The organism is Rathayibacter sp. PhB152 (genome assembly GCF_003751395.1).
Taxonomy (GTDB): domain Bacteria; phylum Actinomycetota; class Actinomycetes; order Actinomycetales; family Microbacteriaceae; genus Rathayibacter; species Rathayibacter festucae.
Genome location: NZ_RJUT01000002.1, coordinates 612,363 through 631,514, shown reverse-complemented (window position 1 = coordinate 631,514; position 19,152 = coordinate 612,363). Strand labels below are relative to the sequence as shown.

Here is a 19,152-nt window from a genome sequence, read left to right as displayed (position 1 = left end):
CGAGCCGCACGGCGGCGGACGCCGGCGGCACTGTGTCGAACTCTTACGGGGCCGTCCGTGCACCCGCGCACGAGGGCGCGTACTGTCGCTGAGGGCGGTCTCCAGCGTAGCCCGCCCGCACCGCCGCCCATCCGAGAACCACGTCTGCGCCCCGCGCACCATCCTGGAGGTCCCCCTTGCCCGTTGAACTCGATCCGTCGCCGAAGTTCGCCGCCTACGCGCACCCCGAACGGCTCGTCAGCGGCGAGTGGCTCGAGCAGCGCCTCGGCACCCCCGGCCTCGTGGTCGTGGAGTCCGACGAGGACGTCCTGCTCTACGAGACCGGCCACATCCCCGGCTCGGTCAAGATCGACTGGCACACCGACCTCAACGACCCGGTGCAGCGCGACTACATCGACGGCGCGGCCTTCGCCGCGCTCGTCGGCGCCAAGGGCATCGCCCGCGACAGCACCGTCGTCATCTACGGCGACAAGAACAACTGGTGGGCCGCCTACGCCCTCTGGGTCTTCACCCTCTTCGGCCACGAGGACGTCCGCCTGCTCGACGGCGGCCGCGACAAGTGGATCGCCGACGGCCGGCCGACCACCACCGACGCCTCGAGCCCGGCCACGGCCGAGTACCCGGCGGTCGAGCGCCACGACGGCGACATCCGCGCCTTCAAGGAGGACGTGCTCGCCCACTTCGGCAACCCGCTGATCGACGTCCGCTCCCCCGAGGAGTTCTCCGGCGCCCGCACCACCGCGCCGGCCTACCCGGAGGAGGGCGCCCTGCGCGCCGGCCACATCCCCAGCGCGCAGAACGTGCCGTGGGGCAAGGCCGCGGCGGAGGACGGCACCTTCCGCTCCCTCGACGAGCTGAACGGCATCTACCGCGACGGCGCAGGCCTGGCCGACGGCGACACCGTCATCGCCTACTGCCGGATCGGCGAGCGCTCCTCGCACACCTGGTTCGTGCTCACCCACCTCCTCGGCTTCGAGGGCGTCAAGAACTACGACGGCTCCTGGACCGAGTGGGGCAGCGCCGTCCGCGTGCCGATCGTCCAGGGCGCCGAGCCCGGCGAGGCCCCCGCGCCCCGCTGATCGACCGGCTCCGACCGTGACCCGAGGGCCCCGTGCACACCTGTGCCGGGGCCCTCGGCGTCCTGCCCCGTCGTCCCCGCGTAGGGAAGAATGGAAGCGATGACCACCGACACCCCCGCCACCGACCTGCTCGGCCCCGCGCTCCGCGAGATCCGCGAGGAGTTCCTCGCCCTCGAGAAGCCGGAGCGCCTCCAGCTCCTCCTCGAGTTCTCGAACGACCTCCCCGAGCTGCCCGAGCGCTACCGCGATCACCCCGACCTGTTCGAGCGGGTCGAGGAGTGCCAGTCGCCGGTCTTCATCGTCGTCGAGTTCGACGGCGACGTGATCCACCTGCACGCGACCGCGCCGCGCGAGGCGCCGACCACCCGCGGCTTCGCCTCGATCCTCGCCCAGGGCCTGGACGGTCTGACGCCCGAGCAGGTGCTCGCCGTTCCCGACGACTTCCCGCAGACCATCGGCCTGTCCGAGGCCGTCTCGCCGCTGCGGCTGCGCGGGATGAGCGCGCTGCTCGGCCGCACCAAGCGCCAGATCCGCGCCCACCTCGCGGCCTGAGCCCCGCGCGAGAGCCCGGCACCGTGATCCTGCAGCCGCTCGTCCCCGCCGGCGAGCCGATCCGCCTCGGTGACGACGGCGCCCGAGCGGCGATCGAGGCGGCCTACCTCCCCGGCGCCGGTGTCCGCGTGCGGCTCAACATGATCGCGAGCGTCAACGGCTCGAGCATCGGCTCCGACGGCACGAGCGAGACGCTGACCAACCGCGTCGACCGCACGATCCTCGGCGTCATCCGCGCGCAGGCCGATGTCGTGCTCGTCGGCGCCGCGAGTGTGCGCGCGGAGGGCTACCGCGTGCCCCAGCGCGCGCCGCTCGCCATCGTCTCCTCCTCCGGCGACCTGGCCGGCCACCGCCTCGAGGTGCAGGAGGGCGCCCGCGTGCTCCTGCTGCTGCCGGAGGGGCGAGCGACGCCGGCCGATCTCCCCCGCGGCGTCGAGGTCGTCCCGGTGGCGGCGACCGGCGGGCGGATGAGCGTCGACGCGATCCTCGCGGCCCTGCGCACTCTGGGCCTCGAGCGGGTCGTCTGCGAGGGCGGCGCCTCGCTCTCGGGCCAGTTCCTCGCCTCCGGCCGCGTCGACGAGCTCTGCCTGACGACCGCACCCCGCGTCGTGCTGCCGGGCCTCCCCGTCGCGTCGACCGGCCGGCGGATCGACGACTCCTACGCCCTGACCTCGCTCGCCGCGGACGACGCCGGCTTCACCTACGCGCGCTGGACGCGGACCGGCTGAGCGCCCGCTCCGCCAGCCAGCGCTCGACCGACGCCTCCCAGAGCGCCGGGTCGTCGTTCCACAGCCGGGTGTGCCCCGCCCCGTGGAAGAGGACCAGCTCGACCAGATCGGGCCGCGCCGCCGCCAGGGCTTCGGACGGTCCGCTCGGCACGAAGTCGTCGTCGACGCTGTGCAGCAGCAGGACCGGCACGGTCAGCTCGGCGGCCCGCTCGACCAGGTCCATCGCCGCCAGCGGGACGTGACTGCTCTGCCCGGTCAGCGCGGCCGACCACGGCCGCTGCATCGCCGTGAGCGCGAGCGCCGCGATCGGCGCCGGGATCCGGTTCAGCCGCGCCTGCTTCCGCAGGGTCACCCGCCAGTCGATCACCGGCGAGTCGAGCACCAGCCCCGCGATCAGCCCGCGGCGGCTCGAGCGCAGCGCGGTCTGCAGGACGATCGCGCCGCCCATCGACCAGCCGACGAGCATGACCCGGCGCGCGCCGCGCCGCTCGGCGAACCGGATCGCGGCGTCCACGTCGCGCCACTCCGTCTCCCCCAGCGCGTAGCGCCGGTCCGGGCTCTCCGGAGCGTCGCCGTCGTTGCGGTACGAGACGACCAGCGAGGTGACCCCCGCCCGGTGGAACGCGGCGATCCCGCGCAGAGTCTCCTCGCGGGTCGTCGCGCGGCCGTGCACGTGGATCGCCCAGACGCCGCCGTCCTCCTCGGCCGGGAAGAGCCAGGCCGGAGCGGCGCCGAACTGCGTCGGCACCTCCTCCGCGGTGAAGGGCAGCCCGGTCTCGCGCGGCGAGAGCAGCAGCCAGCCGTTCAGCCGGCCGCGGGCGCCGGGTCGCAGCGTCCCGCGATCGACGGCGCCGAGCTCCCGCACGACCCGGCCGCGCCCGGTCGCGAGCAGCCGCCCGATCCGCGCGTGCCCGCGCCCGTGGTCGAACCAGAGGCTGAAGCCGCCGCGGACCGCGGTGTCGACCGACGCCGACAGCTCGATCTCGTGCACGTCCGGCCGCACGGCGAGGACCCGGACGTCCTGCGCACGCCGGGAGGGCGGAGTGACCACCCCGCGGAGGAAGGCCGTCCCGAGCGCGGCGCCGCCGAGGGCCGTCAGCGCGGCGAGGGTGGGGGCCGCGAGGACCGCGGCGAGGACGACACCGGTGTGCGCGCTCTCCGCGGCGTGCCTGCGGGCTTCGAGCATGCGGGAACTCTAGTCTGCGACCGTGCCCGAATTCCCAGCGCCGTCCCAGCTCCCGGAGGAGTTCCGCGCCGCGGTCGACTCCCTGCGCCGGGCGACGACCCGCTCCGAGCTCACCGTCTCCGAGATCGCCTCGCCGGCCGGACTCGCTCCCTACGCCGTCGCCCTCTCCGGCGACGTCTCGCCGCGCGCCCACGGCCGCGACTCCGAGCTGGGCACCGGGCGGTTCATCCTGCTCTACGACCCCGAGGAGCCGGAGCAGTGGGGCGGCCCGTTCCGGGTCGTCTGCTTCGCCCAGGCCCCGCTCGAGATCGAGATCGGCACCGATCCCTTCCTTGCCGAGGTCGCCTGGTCCTGGCTGATGGACGCCCTCGAGGTCCGCGGCGCCTTCTACACCGCCGCCTCCGGCACCGCGACCAAGGTCCTCTCCACCGGATTCGGCGAGCTCGCCGCCCAGGGAGACGGCGCGCAGATCGAGATCCGGGCCTCCTGGAGCCCCGAGGATGCGCAGCTCGCTCCCCACGTGGAAGGCTGGGGGGAGCTGTTGTGCATGCTCGCGGGCCTCCCGCCCGTATCGGGCGACGGTGTGACCTCGCTCGCCTTCCGACGGAACAACCGTGACTGATTACCGTGTCCTCTCCACCCCCGACGAGTTCCTCGCCGCGGTCGACGCCCTCGCCGCCGGCGAGGGTCCCGTCGCCGTCGACGCCGAGCGCGCCTCCGGCTTCACCTACTCGCAGCGCGCGTACCTGATCCAGGTCTACCGCCGCGGCGCCGGAGCGTTCCTCTTCGACCCGCCCGCGATCGGCCGGATGGACGCCCTCCAGGCCGTGATCGGCGAGGAGGAGTGGATCCTGCACGCCGCCAGTCAGGACCTCGCCTGTCTGCGCGAGGTCGGCCTCGACCCGGTGCGCATCTTCGACACCGAGCTCGCCGCCCGCCTGCTCGGCCTGCCCAAGGTCGGTCTCGGCGCCGTCGTCGAGGACCTGCTCGGCATCCACCTCGCCAAGGAGCACTCGGCCGCCGACTGGTCGACCCGCCCGCTCCCGCAGAGCTGGCTCGTCTACGCCGCGAAGGACGTCGAGCTGCTGCCCGACCTGCGCGACCGGATGGCCGAGATGCTGGTCGAGGCCCGGAAGACCCGGATCGCCCGCGAGGAGTTCGAGGCGACCCTGGCGCGGCAGCCCAAGCCGGTCCCGGCCGAGCCCTGGCGCCGCCTCTCGGGGATGCACGCCCTGCGCGGTCCGCGCGCCCTCGCCATCGCCCGCGAGCTCTGGCTGGCCCGCGACGCCTTCGCCCGCGAGCGGGACATCGCGCCCGGCCGGCTGATCCCCGACTCCTCGATCATCGCCGTCTCGCGCAACGTCCCCACGAGCCTCGGCCAGCTCTCCGGCCGCCGCGACTTCACCGGCCGCGCCAGCCGCGGCGAGGTCGAGCGCTGGTGGGCCGCGATCGAGCGCGGTCAGAGCACCGAGGACCTGCCCGGCCCCGTCCGTCCCGCCGCCGACACCCTGCCGCCGCCGCGCGCCTGGGGCGACCGCAACCCGGCGGCCGACGCGCGGCTGAAGGCGGCGCGCGCCGTCGTCGGCGAGATCGCCGAGCTGCTCTCGCTCCCGGTCGAGAACCTGCTCACCCCCGAGCTGGTCCGCCGCCTCGCCTGGAACCCGCCGGAGCCGCTCGACCGGGACTCCGTCGCCGCCGAGCTGGAGCGCGCCGGCGCCCGCTCCTGGCAGATCGACGCGACCGCCGGCTCGCTCGCCACCGCGTTTGTGGAAGCCGGGCAAGCACCCGTCGAGGGCACGGAACCCGCTTCGTAGGAAGAAGCAAAGGATTCCGGCGCCCGTCGCCGCCTTCCTACGATCGGAAGGACGTCCGGTTTCCGAGAGGGCGTCCCGTTTTCAGGAGGCACTGTGGCCGAGAGATCCGAAGTCGTGTTCGTCGACGGAGTCCGTACTCCGTTCGGGCGAGCCGGTGAGAAGGGCATGTACTGGCAGACCCGGGCCGACGACCTCGTCGTCAAGGCCATGATCGGGCTGCTGGAGCGCAACACCGCCCTGCCGAAGGAGCGCGTGGACGAGGTCGCCATCGCCGCGACCACCCAGCAGGGCGACCAGGGCCTGACCCTCGGCCGCACCGCCGCGCTCCTGGCGGGCCTGCCGCGCTCGGTCCCCGGCTACGCGATCGACCGGATGTGCGCGGGAGCGATGACCTCGGTCACCACGACCGCCGGCGGCATCGCCTTCGGCGCCTACGACGTCGTGATCGCCGGCGGCGTCGAGCACATGGGCCGCCACCCGATGGGCTTCAACGCCGACCCCAACCCGCGCTTCCTCTCCGAGCGCCTGGTCGGCGAGGAGGCCCTCAACATGGGCAAGACCGCGGAGAAGATCCACGACCGCTTCCCGCAGCTCACCAAGAGCCGCTCCGACCACTACGCCCTGCGCAGCCAGCAGAAGCTGGCCGAGGCCTACCGCAACGGCGACATCCAGCCCGATCTCGTCCCGGTCGCCACCCGCAGCGCCGCCGGCTGGGGCCTCGCCACCGCCGATGAGGCGCCCCGCCCCGAGACCACGCTCGAGGGCCTGGCGACCCTGCGGACCCCGTTCCGCCCGCACGGCCGCGTGACCGCCGGCAACTCCTCCGGTCTGAACGACGGCGCCGCCGTCTCGCTGCTCGCCAGCGCCGACGCCGCGAAGGAGCTGGGCCTCCCCGAGAAGATGCGGCTCGTCAGCTTCGCCTTCGCCGGCGTCGAGCCCGAGATCATGGGCATCGGCCCGGTCCCCTCGACCGAGAAGGCGCTGAAGAAGGCCGGGCTCGGCATCGAGGACATCGGCCTCTTCGAGCTCAACGAGGCGTTCGCCGTGCAGGTGCTCTCCTTCCTCGACCACTTCGGCATCGACGACGACGACCCGCGGGTCAACGAGTACGGCGGCGCGATCGCGATCGGCCACCCGCTCGCCTCCTCCGGCGTCCGCCTGATGATCCAGCTCGCCCGCCAGTTCGAGGCGCACCCCGAGGTCCGCTACGGCCTGACCGCGATGTGCGTCGGTCTCGGCCAGGGCGGCTCGGTCATCTGGGAGAACCCGCACTTCGACGGCAAGCGCGCACGACGGAAGGGACGCTGACCCATGCTCGAAGGATTCGAGGACCTGGTCGAACTCGCCGAGGGCGAGGTCGTCACCCACTCCTACGTCCGCGACGTTCCGCTCCCCAGCGGCCGCGTCCTGGCGCTGATCACGCTCGACAACGACCGCGACCACACCCGGCCGAGCACCTTCGGCCCCGCCGGGCTGTTCGAGCTGGCCGACGTGCTGCTCGCCCAGCAGGCGCGCGCGAAGGCCGGCGAGATCCAGGCGGTCGGCGTGACGGGCAAGCCGTTCATCCTCGCCGCCGGCGCCGACCTCAGCAAGGTCGGCAGCATCCCGAGCCACGAGATCGGCCGCCAGCTCGCTCGCCTGGGGCACAAGACCCTGGGCCTGCTGTCCGAGCTCGGCGTCCCCTCGTTCGTCTTCATCAACGGGCTCGCGCTCGGCGGCGGCACCGAGATCGCGCTGAACGCCGACTACCGCACCGTCGACGCCTCGATCCCCGCGCTCGGGCTGCCCGAGGTCTTCCTCGGCATCATCCCCGGCTGGGGCGGCGCCTGGCTGCTGCCGAACCTGATCGGCATCGAGAACGCCCTCAAGGTGATCGTCGAGAACCCGCTGAAGAACAACCGGACCCTCAAGGGCCAGGACGTCTTCGACCTCGGCATCGCCGACGCGATCTTCCCCTCCGCGAGCTTCCTCGAGAACTCGCTGGTCTGGGCAGACGGCGTCCTCGGCGGGACCGTCGAGGTGAAGCGGCCGAACGTCCCCGGGAAGATCGAGCGCCTGGTCAAGTGGGACGCCGCGATCGCGATCGCCCGCAAGCAGCTCGAGTCCAAGATCGGCACCGTCGCCGCGTCGCCCTACCGCGCGCTCGACCTGCTGAAGGCCGCCAAGAGCAGCACCCGCGAGGAGGGCTTCGCCGCCGAGGACGAGGCGCTGGCCGACCTCGTCTCCGGGGATCAGTTCCGTGCGAGCATCTACGCCTTCGACCTGGTGCAGAAGCGGGCGAAGCGCCCCGCCGGCGCCCCGGACAAGAGCCTCGCCAAGCCGGTCACCAAGGTCGGCGTCATCGGCGCGGGCCTCATGGCCACGCAGTTCGCGCTGCTCTTCGTCCGCCGCCTCCAGGTCCCGGTCGTCATCACCGACCTCGACCAGGAGCGGGTGGACCGCGGCGTCGCGAGCATCGTCGGCGAGATCGACACCCTGCTCGCCAAGGGCCGCCTCTCGCCGGACGACGCGAACCGCCTCCGCGGTCTCGTCACCGGCACCACCGACCGCGCCGACTTCGCCGACGCCGACTGGGTCATCGAGGCCGTCTTCGAGGAGCTCTCCGTCAAGCAGGAGGTCTTCGCCAATATCGAGGGCTACGTCTCCTCCACCGCTGTCCTCGCGACCAACACCTCCTCGCTCTCGGTCGAGCGGATCGGCGAGCGGCTGCAGCACCCGGAGCGCCTGGTCGGCTTCCACTTCTTCAACCCGGTCGCGGTGATGCCGCTGATCGAGGTCGTGAACACGCCGCAGACCGACGACGAGACGCTGTCGACGGCGATGGTCACGGCCGCGAAGCTGAAGAAGAACGCGGTCATCACCCGCGACACCCCCGGCTTCGTGGTGAACCGCGTGCTGGCCAAGGTCCTCGGCGAGGCGATGCACGCCGTCGACACCGGCACCCCGTTCGAGGTCGTCGAGGCCTCGCTCGAGCCGTTCGGCCTGCCGATGACGCCGTTCGAGCTGCTCGAGCTCGTCGGCCTCAAGGTCGGCGCGCACGTGCTCGACACCCACCACGCCGCCTTCCCCGACCGCTTCTACGACAGCGCCAACCTGCACCGCCTGGCGGAGCTCGGCCACGTCTTCGAGCGCGACGCCAAGGGCCGGGTGAAGGGCGTGGACAAGCGCGCCGTCGCCATCGTCAAGGGCGGCTCCGACCCGATGACCGCCGAGGAGCTGCGGCTGCGCGTCGAGACCGGCCTCGCCGACGAGGTGAAGCGGATGCTGGACGACGACGTGGTGCACGCCGCGGAGGACATCGACCTCTGCCTCATCCTCGGCGCCGGCTATCCGTTCCAGATGGGCGGCCTGACGCCCTACCTCGACCGCGTCGGCGCGAGCGAGCGGGCCTTCGGCGGCACGTTCCACCAGCCGGCCATCCGCGGGGTCCAGTAGCCGCAGGGACGGCGAGAACGCAGGAGGGCGCCCACCGGTTCGGTGGGCGCCCTCTCCCGTGCGTGGTGCGCGGTCAGTCCTTGCGCGCGTCGTCGTGCGCCGCGACCTCGTCGGGCAGCGGGCGCGCGACCGGGATCTTGCTGCCGAGCACCTGGGCGACGACGTCCCGGGCGATGTGCTGCGGAGTCAGTCCGACGTCCTCGAGGATCTCCTCGCGCTTGGCGTGGTCGAGGAACTGGTCCGGCAGCCCCAGCTCGGTGACGGCCGTGTCGACGCCGGCCTCGCGGAGGTCCTGGCGGATCCGGGTGCCGATGCCGCCGACGCGGACACCGTCCTCGATCGAGATCACGAGGCGGTGCTCGGCCGCCAGGTCGATGACGCTGCGCGGGACCGGCACGACCCAGCGCGGGTCGACGACGGTGGCACCGATGCCCTGCGCGGCGAGCCGCTGCGCGACGTCGAGGCCCATCGCGGCCATCGGGCCGACGGTGACGATCAGCACGTCCTGGCGCTCCGAGCGCAGCAGCACGTCCACGCCGTCGTCGAGGCGCTCGAGCGCGTCGATCTCGTCGCCGACGTTGCCCTTGGAGAAGCGCACGACCGTGGGGGCGTCCTTCACACCGACGGCCTCGCGCAGCTCCTCGCGCAGCCGGACGGAGTCGCGGGGCGCGGCGAGGCGGATGTTCGGGACGACCTGGAGGATCGCGAGGTCCCACATGCCGTGGTGGCTCGGGCCGTCGGGGCCGGTGACCCCGGCGCGGTCGAGCACGAAGGTGACGCCGGCGCGGTGCAGCGCCACGTCCATCAGCACCTGGTCGAAGGCGCGGTTCACGAAAGTCGCGTAGAGCGCGACGACCGGGTGCAGACCGCCGAAGGCGAGGCCGGCGGCCGAGGTCACGGCGTGCTGCTCGGCGATGCCGACGTCGAACACGCGGTCCGGGTACTTCTCGGCCAGGCGGTCGAGGCCGACCGGGCGGAGCATCGCGGCGGTGATGCCGACGATCGTCGGGTCCTCGTCCGCGAGGGTGACGATCTCCTCCGCGAAGACCGAGGTCCAGGAGCGGGCGCCGCTCGCGCTGAGCGGCTCGCCGGTCTCGGGATCGATCTGGCCGACCGCGTGGAACTGGTCGGCGAGGTCCTGGACGGCGGGCTCGAAGCCCTTGCCCTTCTGCGTGATCGCGTGCACGATCACCGGCGTGCCGTAGTCCTTGGCCTGCTGGAGCGCCTCCTCCATCGCGGTGAGGTCGTGTCCGTCGATCGGGCCGAGGTACTTGATGTCGAGGTTGGAGTACAGCGCCTCGTTGTTGATGAAGCGGCTGAGGAAGCCGTGCAGGCCGCCGCGCACACCGCGGTAGACCGCCGCCGCGGGGCCGCCCAGGCGCTCGGAGACGGCGCGGGAGCCGCGGTGCAGCGTCCGGTAGGTGCGCCGGGTGCGGACGCCGTTGAGGAAGCGTGCCATGCCGCCGATGGTCGGGGCGTAGGAGCGGCCGTTGTCGTTGACGACGATGACGAGCCCGCGGGAGTTGTCGTCGCTGATGTTGTTCAGCGCCTCCCAGGTCATCCCGCCGGTGAGCGCGCCGTCGCCGACGACGGCGACCACGTGGCGGTCCGTCTGGCCGGTCATCGTGAAGGCGCGGGAGATGCCGTCCGCCCAGGAGAGCGAGCTGGATGCGTGCGAGCTCTCGACGATGTCGTGCGGCGACTCGGAGCGCTGCGGGTAGCCGGCGAGACCGCCGCGCTGGCGGAGGCCGGAGAAGTCCTGGCGGCCGGTCAGCAGCTTGTGCACGTAGGACTGGTGCCCCGTGTCGAAGATGATCGCGTCGTGCGGCGAGTCGAAGACCCGGTGGATCGCGATGGTCGTCTCGACGACGCCGAGGTTCGGGCCGAGGTGGCCGCCGGTCTTGGACACCTCGCGCACGAGGAAGTCGCGGATCTCCAGCGCCAGCGTCTCGAGCTCGGTCCGGGTCAGGCGGTCGAGGTCGCGCGGTCCGGAGATGGTCTCGAGAACAGCCATTCGCGCCGCCTTTCCGGGGGATGTCTGAGGGGTGTGGACGTCTCCCGAGTCTACGCACGGGGTCCGGTGGAACAGGTGCGCGCCTCCCCGGCTTGCAGGGAGGCGCGCAGATCTGCTCGGAATCAGACCAGGGAGCGCAGCACGTACTGCAGGATCCCGCCGTTGCGGTAGTAGTCCGCCTCACCGGGCGTGTCGATGCGGACGACCGCGTCGAACTCGATCGGCTGCTTGCCCTCGGGCGAGTCGGACGTCGGCGAGGCGACGACGTGGACCGTCTTCGGGGTCACGCCCTCGTTCAGCGCCTCGATGCCCGAGATGCTGATCGACTCCGTGCCGTCGAGCCCGAGCGAGGCCCAGGTCTCGCCCTGCGGGAACTGCAGCGGGACGACGCCCATGCCGATCAGGTTCGAGCGGTGGATCCGCTCGAAGCTCTCGACGATGACCGCCTTGACGCCCAGGAGGCTGGTGCCCTTCGCCGCCCAGTCGCGCGACGAGCCGGAGCCGTACTCCTTGCCGCCGAGGATCACCAGCGGGGTGCCCTGCGCCTGGTAGTTCTGCGACGCGTCGTAGATGAACGACTGCGGGCCGCCCTCCTGCGTGAAGTCGCGGGTGTAGCCGCCCTCCACGTTGTCCAGGAGCTGGTTGCGCAGGCGGATGTTCGCGAACGTGCCGCGGATCATCACCTCGTGGTTGCCGCGGCGCGAGCCGTAGGAGTTGTAGTCCTTGCGGTCCACGCTGTGCTCGGCGAGGTACTGACCGGCCGGGCTGTCGGCCTTGATCGAGCCGGCGGGGCTGATGTGGTCGGTGGTGACCGAGTCGCCCAGCTTGGCGAGCACGCGGGCGTCGGCGATGTCGGTGACCGGGGTCGTCTCCATCGTCATGCCGTCGAAGTACGGGGGCTTCCGCACGTAGGTGGAGTCCTCGTCCCACTCGAAGATCGAGCCCTCGGGGGTCTGCAGCGAGCGCCAGCGCTCGTCGCCGTCGAACACGCCGGCGTACTGCGTGTCGAACATCGACTTGTCGATCGAGGAGTCGATCGTCGCCTGGACCTCGGCCGCGTCGGGCCAGATGTCCTTGAGGAAGACGTCGTTGCCGTCGGTGTCGGTGCCGAGGGCGTCGACCTCGAAGTCGAAGTTCATCGAGCCGGCGAGCGCGTAGGCGATGACCAGCGGCGGGCTCGCCAGATAGTTCATCTTGACGTCCGGGTTGATCCGGCCCTCGAAGTTGCGGTTGCCCGAGAGGACGGCCGTGACGGCGAGGTCGTTCTCCTGCACCGCGGTCGAGATCTCCTCGAGCAGCGGGCCGGAGTTGCCGATGCAGGTGGTGCAGCCGTAGCCGACGGTGAAGAAGCCGAGGGCCTCGAGCGACTCGGTGAGCCCGGCCTTCTCGTAGTAGTCGGTGACGACCTTCGAGCCCGGCGCCAGCGTGGTCTTGACCCACGGCTTGGCCTTGAGGCCCTTCTGCGCGGCGTTGCGGGCCAGCAGGCCGGCCGCGAGCATCACCGAGGGGTTCGACGTGTTGGTGCACGAGGTGATCGCCGCGATCGCGACGGCGCCGTGGTCGATGGTGAAGCTCTCGTGGCCCTCGCCCAGCTCGACGGTGGTCGGCTTGGACGCGGTGGTCGGCGCGTGCGAGCGGTGGGTGTGCGAGTGCGAGCTGTACTCGTCCTGCGGCTGGAGCTCGCCCGGGTCCGACGCGGGGAACGACTCGGCGAGGGTGAGGTCGACGATGTCGTGGGTGACGTCGGTGTAGTTGTTGAGGTCCGACTCGAACTGCGTCTTCGCCGAGGTGAGCTCGATGCGGTCCTGCGGGCGCTTCGGCCCGGCGATCGAGGGGACGACCGTGCTGAGGTCCAGCTCGAGGTACTCGCTGAAGACCGGCTCGACCGCGGGGTCGTGCCAGAGCTTCTGCAGCTTGGAGTACTGCTCGACCAGGGCGATCTGCTCGTCGCTGCGGCCGGTGAGGCGCAGGTAGTCGAGGGTCACGTCGTCGATGGGGAACATCGCGGCGGTGGAGCCGAACTCGGGGCTCATGTTGCCGATGGTCGCGCGGTTGGCGAGCGGCACCTGGGCGACGCCGGCGCCGTAGAACTCGACGAACTTGCCGACGACGCCGTGCTTGCGCAGCATCTCGGTGATCGTCAGGACGACGTCGGTGGCGGTCACGCCGGCCGGGATGGCACCGGCGAGCTTGAAGCCGACGACCTTGGGGATGAGCATCGACACGGGCTGGCCGAGCATGGCCGCCTCGGCCTCGATGCCGCCGACGCCCCAGCCGAGCACGCCGAGGCCGTTCACCATCGTGGTGTGCGAGTCGGTGCCGACGCAGGTGTCGGGGTAGGCGCGGAGGACGCCGCCGACCTCGCGGGTCATCGTGACGCGGGCCAGGTACTCGATGTTGACCTGGTGGACGATGCCGGTTCCGGGCGGGACGACCTTGAAGTCGTCGAACGCGGTCTGGCCCCAGCGGAGGAACTGGTAGCGCTCGCCGTTCCGCTCGTACTCGAGCTCGACGTTGCGCTCGAGGGCGTCGGGGGTGCCGAAGAGGTCCGCGATGACCGAGTGGTCGATGACCATCTCGGCGGGCGCGAGCGGGTTGATCCGGTTCGCATCTCCACCGAGGGCCGCGACGGCCTCGCGCATGGTGGCGAGGTCGACGATGCAGGGCACACCGGTGAAGTCCTGCATCACGACGCGCGCGGGCGTGAACTGGATCTCGGTGTCGGGCTCCGACTCCGGGACCCACTCGCCCAGGGCGCGGATGTGGTCGGCCGTGATGTTGGCGCCGTCCTCCGTGCGGAGCAGGTTCTCGAGTAGCACCTTGAGGCTGAACGGGAGCTTCTCGTGACCGGGGACCCGGTCGATGCGGAACACCTCGTAGTCGGTCGAGCCGACCTTCAGGTTGTCTTTCGATCCAAAGCTGTCTACCGCGGACACGTCGCCCTCTCCTTCGCTGACGTGGGCTCCGCCGACGGGCGCACCCACATATCCGTCTCCATCTTGGCGACCGCGCACAGCGCCCCGCCACCAAGGAGGACCTAACTATTTATCTTGACGTCGAGACAACTCTACGCGCGTTCGGCGGGCGGAGCCGCCTCGTCCCGCTCCGCCGCGCCGCGGTACTCCGCGCGCACGGCCAGGACGGTGAGCACCAGCAGCGGTGCGTAGAGGGGCAGGCCGAGCACGAGCTTCCAGGTGCCCAGGGCCGTGGCGTCGCCGGCGAGGAAGAGCGGGTACTGCACCGCGAGCCGGACGAAGAACAGCGCCGCCCACGCGAGCGTGAGCAGCGAGAAGAGCCGCCGCTTCCGGCGGTCGTCCCGCCAGGCCGTGCCGTCGCCCATCAGGTAGCCGGCCGCGACGCCGATCAGCGGCCAGCGCGCGAGCACCGACACCAGGAAGACGAGCCCGTAGACGAGGTTGGTGATCAGGCCGGGCACGAAGTTGTCGACGGCGCGGCCGGTGATCAGCGCGAGCGCGGCCGAGATCACGACGCCGAGCAGACCGCCGACCGCCTGGATGACCGGGGTGCGCCCGAGGATCCGGGCGACGGTGAACAGCACGGCCATCCCGACCGAGGCGACCAGCGAGAGCACGAGCTCGCCCGTGATCGTGAAGAGGAGGACGAAGGCGACTCCGGGCACGACGGCCTCGAGGATGCCGCGGACGCCGCCCATCGAGCCGAGCAGCGCACGGCCGTCGAACGGCTCGCCGTCGGCGACGACGCCGAGTCCGGAACGGCGGGCGGCCTTCGCGATCGCCTCGCCGACCTCAGGACGCTCCGGCTGCCCCTCGCGCTCGGACGGGCCGGTGTGCTCCGACCGCCCGTCGCGCTCGGGCTGCGGGTCGCCCTCGGCGCCCATCCCGCTCAGCTCGCGCTCTGCTGGGTCTGGCCGCTGTCCGGCATCTTGAGCGGGATCAGGTCGCGCGGGGGCATCGGGCCGGAGCCGCGCACCACGACGACGCTGCGGAAGAGGTCCTCGACGGCGGCCGCGGCCTGCTCGTCGGTGGCCCCCGCGCCGGCGATCACGCCGCGGAGGAACCAGCGCGGACCGTCGACGCCCACGAAGCGGGCGACGCGCACGCCGCCGCCGGCCAGCGGGAGCTGCGCGACGATCTCCGGGCCGAAGACGCCCTCGCGCTCCTCGGTGCTGCCGCCCTGGCGGCCGATCTGCTCCGCGATCTGCCCGCGGATCTCGTGCCAGAGGCCCGAGGAGCGCGGCGCCGCGAACGGCTGCACCTGGAGGGTGGACCCGGCGTAGTCGAGGCCGACGGCGATGACGCGCTTGGTCGCCTCCTCGACCTCGAGGCGGATGTGCATGCCCTCGCGGGGCAGCACCTTCACCCCGCCGAGGTCGATGTAGGGCCGGACCGGGTTGGCCTCGCGCTCGTCGAGCGGGCCGGCCTCGGCGCGGTCGGCGGGCGCGGACTTCTCGAAGTCCTGCGCGGCGGTCTCGACGGCCGCGTCCTCGGTGCCGGCGGGCTGGATGTCGCTCATGCGTTCTCCTCGTTGGTGCGGGCGTCTGCTGGTGCTGCGGTGGCGTAGCCGGTCGAGCCGAAGCCGCCGGTGCCGCGGACGGAGTCCGGCAGCTCCTCGACGGCGGTGAAGCGGGCCCGGACGACGGGCAGGATGACGAGCTGCGCGATCCGGTCGCCCGCGGCGATCCGGTACGGCTCGCGCGCGTCGGTGTTCAGGAGCGCCACGCGGATCTCGCCGCGGTAGCCGGCGTCGATGGTGCCGGGCGCGTTCACGATCGTGAGGCCGTGCTTGAAGGCCAGCCCGCTGCGCGGCACGACGAAGCCGACGTGACCGTCGGGCAGGGCGATCGAGACTCCGGTGCCGACGCTCGCCCGCTCGCCGGGAGCGAGCACGAGCTCCTCCGTGGAGCGCAGATCGGCTCCGGCGTCACCGGGGTGGGCGTAGAACGGGACCTCGTCCGCGCGGATCGGGACGTCGACGGTTTCGTTCACGTGACGAGGGTAGACCAATCGTCTGATGCAATAGGGACATGCCGTCCTACCGAGAGAGGCTGTGGCCCGCGCCCTGGCTCTTCGTCTCCACCGCCCTCGTGATCCCCGCCAGCATCCTGGTCTTCGCGCCGATCAACCTGTCCGTCGGCTTCCTCGTCGCGCTGGTGCTCTACGGCGGCACCGTCGGCACGCTGCTGGCCACGTCGCCGACCATCGAGGTCGTCGACGGCGAGCTGCGGGCCGGCCGCGCGCACATCCCGCTCGAGCTGGTGGGCGACGCGGTCGCCTTCACCGGCGAGCGGGCGTTCGCTCAGCGCGGACCGCGATTGGACGCCAGGGCGTTCCTCGTCATCCGCGGCTGGGTGCGCGACGTCGTCCGGGTCCCGATCGAGGACCCCGCCGACCCGACGCCGTACTGGCTGCTGTCGAGCAGGCGCCCCAACGACGTCGTCGCCGCGATCCGGGAGGGATCACGGCGACGGGGCGCTGGTCTTTCGGAGCCGGGAGAGGCCTAGGCGGCGCACTCCAGGCAGATCGGGCCGAGCTTCTCCTCGTGGTCGATCTGCGAGCGGTGCTTCACCAGGAAGCAGCTGACGCACGTGAACTCGTCCGCCTGCGGCGGAAGGACCACGACGTCCAGATCGAGGTCGGACAGATCGGCACCGGGCAGTTCGAATCCGCCCGGGTTGTCGGCGTCATCGACGTCGACGACACCGGACATCTTGTCGGGGACTCGCTCCTTCAGGGCCTCGATCGACTCGGAGTCGTCATCGGTCTTGCGGGGGGCGTCGTAGTCCGTAGCCATTCCCATCCACTTCTTAAATTCAGTCGTTCAACAAATCGGCGGGGACAGTGTGCATCAAGAAGTATCGATGCGCAAACCGCTTCGAACGCGTCTTGACAGCCGCTGCCGCGCCCTCCTCCGCACCAACTTTCGACCCGCCCGCGGTATTCCCGGGGAACGGCCCGTCGGCGTGCGATCCTGAGCCGGTTCGCGGCAGGCACGGGCTCGTCCGCGGCCAGAAGGAGGTCCAGCACGATGATGGAACTGAAGGTGATCGGCGTCGAGAGCGGATCGCTCGTCCTCGTCTCGGACGGCGGTGAGCGGTTCTCCGTCCGCATCGACGAGACGCTGCAGAGCCAGCTGCGCCCGCGCGTGCACTCGCTGCCCCCGCGGGAGAAGCGCGTGTCGCCCCGCGAGATCCAGTCGCACATCCGCTCGGGCCTCTCCGCCGAGGAGGTCGCCGAGCTCACCGGTGCCGACCTCGACTACGTCGCGCGCTTCGAGGGCCCGGTCACGGCCGAGCGCGAGCACATCGTCGCCTCCGCCCTGGCCGTCCGCGTCTACACCAGCGCCGACCCCGACCCGCTCGAGGAGGGCACGCCCTTCGGCGACGTCATCCGCGAGCGCCTGGGCGCCCTCGGCGCCGACGGCGAGCAGTGGTCGAGCTGGAAGGAGGAGGAGGGCTGGGTCGTCAAGCTGCTCTTCCGCTCCGACGAGATCGACCACGACGCCCGCTGGCGCTTCGACCCCAAGAAGGCGCTCCTCTCCCCCCTCACCGCCGAGGCGACCACGCTTTCGCAGCAGGGCGAGATCCGGCCGACGCTCATCCCGCGCCTGCGCGCCGTCATCCCCGCCGCGGTCGACGAGCTGGCGACCCGCTTCGACACCGACGCCTTCGCGAAGCCCGCGGAGCCGTCACGCCCCGAGCGCCCGGGCTCCGAGCGAGCGGGCTCCGAGCGCCAGGGGCCCTCGCGCCTCCCGCACTCCCGTCCCGCCGCCTCCCGGTCCTCGGACACCGAGCCGCAGCCGGCCCTCTCGGACACGCCGCGTCCGGTCTCGACGCTCCCCCGCCCGGTGACCAGCACGACCGAGCAGCGCGAGCGCAACCTCAACGACACGGCTGATCTCCTCGACGCGCTCCGGCGCCGGCGCGGCGAGCGCGACCACGCCTCCTCGGCACGGGTGCGCGAGGAGCCGCAGCCGGAGGCGCCCGCGGTCGTCGCCCCGAAGGCTCCCGAGCCCGAGCGCCCAGCGGCACCCGCTGCCGATCACCCCGCCGCGAGCGGACGCACCTCGATGCGCCGCGGCCGGGCCGCCATCCCCAGCTGGGACGAGATCGTCTTCGGAGCCCGCAGCGACGACTGACCGGTCGACGACTTCTCGAGCGAGCGCGCTCCCGGGACTCAGATCCCGGAGAGCGCGCCGAAGCCGAGCAGCGGCACCTGGGTCTCCTCGGGGGTGAGCGAGCCGTGCTGGCCGATCATCGACCGGCCGGAGGCGTCCTCCGCCGAGTAGTAGGCGATCGCCTTCCGGGCGGCGACGAAGACGTCGCCCATCCGCTCGGCCGCCGGCGCACCGATCTCGCCGAACCAGCCGCTCGCCGCGACCTCGTCGCGCGTCGCGATCCAGGCCCGGGAGCCCTCCGCCTCGCTCCAGCGCGCCGCGACCGCCGCGGCATCGACCCCGGCCTCGAGGTGCAGCTGCAGGCAGCGCGGCTCGCCCGCCAGGTGGCGGACGCCCTCGAGGAGCGCGGGATCCCGCACGAGGACGTGCGAGGACGCGGGCACGTCGAGCACGCCGTGGTCGGCGGTGACGAGCACGCCCTCGCGCCCGGAGAGTCCGCGGACGAACGCCGCGACCTCGCCGTCGAGCTGCTCCAGGGCCGTCGTCCACTCCGGCGATTCCCAGCCGCGCGCGTGCGCGGTCATGTCGAGCTCGGGGACGTAGAGGTAGACCAGCTGCCGGCCGCCGCGGTCGAGCAGGTCGCGCGCCGCGGCGAAGCGCTCGGCGACTCCCCCGGCGACCCGGTACTCCGCGCCGCGCAGGATCGCCCGGGTGAGCCCCGAGTGCGCGTAGCGGGCGGCGCCGATGACGCTGGCCGCGACGCCCGACTCGACGGCCCGCTCGAAGACGGTGGGGTGCGGCTGCCACTGCTCGGGGAGCATCCGGTCGTCCCAGCCGGACAGCTGGTTCACCAGGCGGTCGTGCGCGCGGTCGAGCACGCGGTAGCCGACCATCCCGTGCTCCCCCGGGCGCCGGCCCGTGGTGAGGCTGGCGAGGGCCGCCGCGGTCGTCGTCGGGAAGCCGGAGGCGAGGGTCGTGGCCTTGGTGAGCGCGGGCGCGAGCGTGCGGGCGTGCCCGGCGCGCTGCCGCAGGTTGGCCGCCCCGAGCCCGTCGACGAGGACGACGACGATCCGCTCGACGCGCGGCGAGCCGAAGGTCCCCGGGCGGCCGAGGAGGGCGTCGAGAGCGCCGGGGAGGACGTCGGCGAGGCTCCGCCGCCCGGCGGGGACGGCCGGTAGCATGGGGGTCATCGCGCCCAGTTTCGCACGCTGCGCCCCTCCGCGGAGCGTGCCCCGCCGTGCCCGCGCCC

At 72.4% G+C, this 19,152-nt stretch carries 17 protein-coding genes; 9 read left to right on the top strand and 8 right to left on the bottom strand.

The genetic code is table 11. The annotated features are described in order from the left end of the window. Positions 1-176: 176 nt before the first annotated feature. The 3 genes from EDF36_RS06350 to EDF36_RS06340 all read left to right on the top strand — a co-directional run bounded on the left by EDF36_RS06350 (position 177) and on the right by EDF36_RS06340 (position 2,359). Positions 177-1,079 carry a sulfurtransferase gene (locus tag EDF36_RS06350; protein ID WP_123703598.1) on the top strand — a complete coding sequence of 301 codons (903 nt, stop codon included), beginning with the start codon at positions 177-179 and terminating at the stop codon, positions 1,077-1,079. A gap of 99 nt (positions 1,080-1,178) precedes the next feature. Then, a complete protein-coding gene (locus EDF36_RS06345; RefSeq protein ID WP_123732307.1) occupies positions 1,179-1,631 on the top strand; it encodes a SufE family protein in 453 nt (150 codons plus the stop codon). Between the two features lie 23 nt (positions 1,632-1,654). Next, positions 1,655-2,359 carry a dihydrofolate reductase family protein gene (locus EDF36_RS06340; protein WP_123732306.1) on the top strand — a complete coding sequence of 235 codons (705 nt, stop codon included), beginning with the start codon at positions 1,655-1,657 and terminating at the stop codon, positions 2,357-2,359. On the opposite strand, the gene EDF36_RS06335 is transcribed toward EDF36_RS06340, so the two are convergent. Beyond that, positions 2,328-3,545 (bottom strand): S9 family peptidase, encoded by a 1,218-nt coding sequence (locus EDF36_RS06335; RefSeq protein WP_123732305.1) that lies wholly within the window; start codon positions 3,543-3,545, stop codon positions 2,328-2,330. The two genes, EDF36_RS06340 and EDF36_RS06335, sit on opposite strands and share 32 nt — an antisense overlap. 22 nt (positions 3,546-3,567) lie before the next feature. Here EDF36_RS06335 and EDF36_RS06330 point away from each other — a divergent pair, with 22 nt between their 5' ends. From EDF36_RS06330 to EDF36_RS06315, 4 genes are all read left to right on the top strand, one after another. Beyond that, positions 3,568-4,167 carry a DUF3000 domain-containing protein gene (locus tag EDF36_RS06330; protein ID WP_123445865.1) on the top strand — a complete coding sequence of 200 codons (600 nt, stop codon included), beginning with the start codon at positions 3,568-3,570 and terminating at the stop codon, positions 4,165-4,167. Continuing rightward, positions 4,160-5,359, top strand: a complete 1,200-nt coding sequence (locus EDF36_RS06325) for a ribonuclease D (RefSeq protein ID WP_123732304.1) — start codon at positions 4,160-4,162, stop codon at positions 5,357-5,359. The genes EDF36_RS06330 and EDF36_RS06325 overlap by 8 nt, the downstream gene beginning before the upstream one ends. A 93-nt stretch (positions 5,360-5,452) precedes the next feature. Continuing rightward, positions 5,453-6,667: a thiolase family protein gene (locus EDF36_RS06320; protein WP_123732303.1), complete on the top strand. Its 1,215-nt coding sequence runs from the start codon at positions 5,453-5,455 to the stop codon at positions 6,665-6,667. 3 nt (positions 6,668-6,670) lie between these two features. Next, positions 6,671-8,794, top strand: a complete 2,124-nt coding sequence (locus EDF36_RS06315) for a 3-hydroxyacyl-CoA dehydrogenase NAD-binding domain-containing protein (RefSeq protein ID WP_123732302.1) — start codon at positions 6,671-6,673, stop codon at positions 8,792-8,794. Positions 8,795-8,867: 73 nt separating this feature from the next. Here the strand turns inward: EDF36_RS06315 and dxs are convergent, their stop codons facing one another. From dxs to dut, 5 genes are all read right to left on the bottom strand, one after another. After that, a complete protein-coding gene (gene dxs / locus EDF36_RS06310; protein WP_123732301.1) occupies positions 8,868-10,808 on the bottom strand; it encodes a 1-deoxy-D-xylulose-5-phosphate synthase in 1,941 nt (646 codons plus the stop codon). Between the two features lie 122 nt (positions 10,809-10,930). Then, positions 10,931-13,744, bottom strand: a complete 2,814-nt coding sequence (gene acnA, locus EDF36_RS06305) for an aconitate hydratase AcnA (protein ID WP_123732300.1) — start codon at positions 13,742-13,744, stop codon at positions 10,931-10,933. 131 nt (positions 13,745-13,875) lie between these two features. Then, positions 13,876-14,667 carry a DUF3159 domain-containing protein gene (locus EDF36_RS06300; protein ID WP_123732299.1) on the bottom strand — a complete coding sequence of 264 codons (792 nt, stop codon included), beginning with the start codon at positions 14,665-14,667 and terminating at the stop codon, positions 13,876-13,878. A 5-nt stretch (positions 14,668-14,672) separates the two neighbouring features. Continuing rightward, positions 14,673-15,302, bottom strand: coding sequence for a DUF3710 domain-containing protein (locus EDF36_RS06295; RefSeq protein ID WP_123445858.1), 630 nt, complete (start codon positions 15,300-15,302; stop codon positions 14,673-14,675). Next, complete coding sequence (gene dut / locus EDF36_RS06290; protein WP_123445857.1) at positions 15,299-15,775, bottom strand: dUTP diphosphatase; 477 nt, start codon at positions 15,773-15,775, stop codon at positions 15,299-15,301. Before dut ends, EDF36_RS06295 begins: the two co-directional genes overlap by 4 nt. Positions 15,776-15,813: 38 nt before the next feature. Here dut and EDF36_RS06285 point away from each other — a divergent pair, with 38 nt between their 5' ends. Continuing rightward, positions 15,814-16,290: a DUF3093 domain-containing protein gene (locus tag EDF36_RS06285; RefSeq protein ID WP_123445856.1), complete on the top strand. Its 477-nt coding sequence runs from the start codon at positions 15,814-15,816 to the stop codon at positions 16,288-16,290. Here EDF36_RS06285 and EDF36_RS06280 read toward each other — a convergent pair. After that, positions 16,287-16,580 carry a DUF4193 domain-containing protein gene (locus EDF36_RS06280; RefSeq protein ID WP_055792269.1) on the bottom strand — a complete coding sequence of 98 codons (294 nt, stop codon included), beginning with the start codon at positions 16,578-16,580 and terminating at the stop codon, positions 16,287-16,289. The genes EDF36_RS06285 and EDF36_RS06280 overlap by 4 nt on opposite strands. A 234-nt stretch (positions 16,581-16,814) precedes the next feature. Here EDF36_RS06280 and sepH point away from each other — a divergent pair, with 234 nt between their 5' ends. Continuing rightward, positions 16,815-17,924: a septation protein SepH gene (sepH, locus tag EDF36_RS06275; RefSeq protein ID WP_123732298.1), complete on the top strand. Its 1,110-nt coding sequence runs from the start codon at positions 16,815-16,817 to the stop codon at positions 17,922-17,924. Positions 17,925-17,962: 38 nt separating this feature from the next. Here the strand turns inward: sepH and EDF36_RS06270 are convergent, their stop codons facing one another. Then, positions 17,963-19,093, bottom strand: a complete 1,131-nt coding sequence (locus EDF36_RS06270) for an alkaline phosphatase family protein (protein ID WP_185020383.1) — start codon at positions 19,091-19,093, stop codon at positions 17,963-17,965. Between the last annotated feature and the right edge of the window lie 59 nt (positions 19,094-19,152).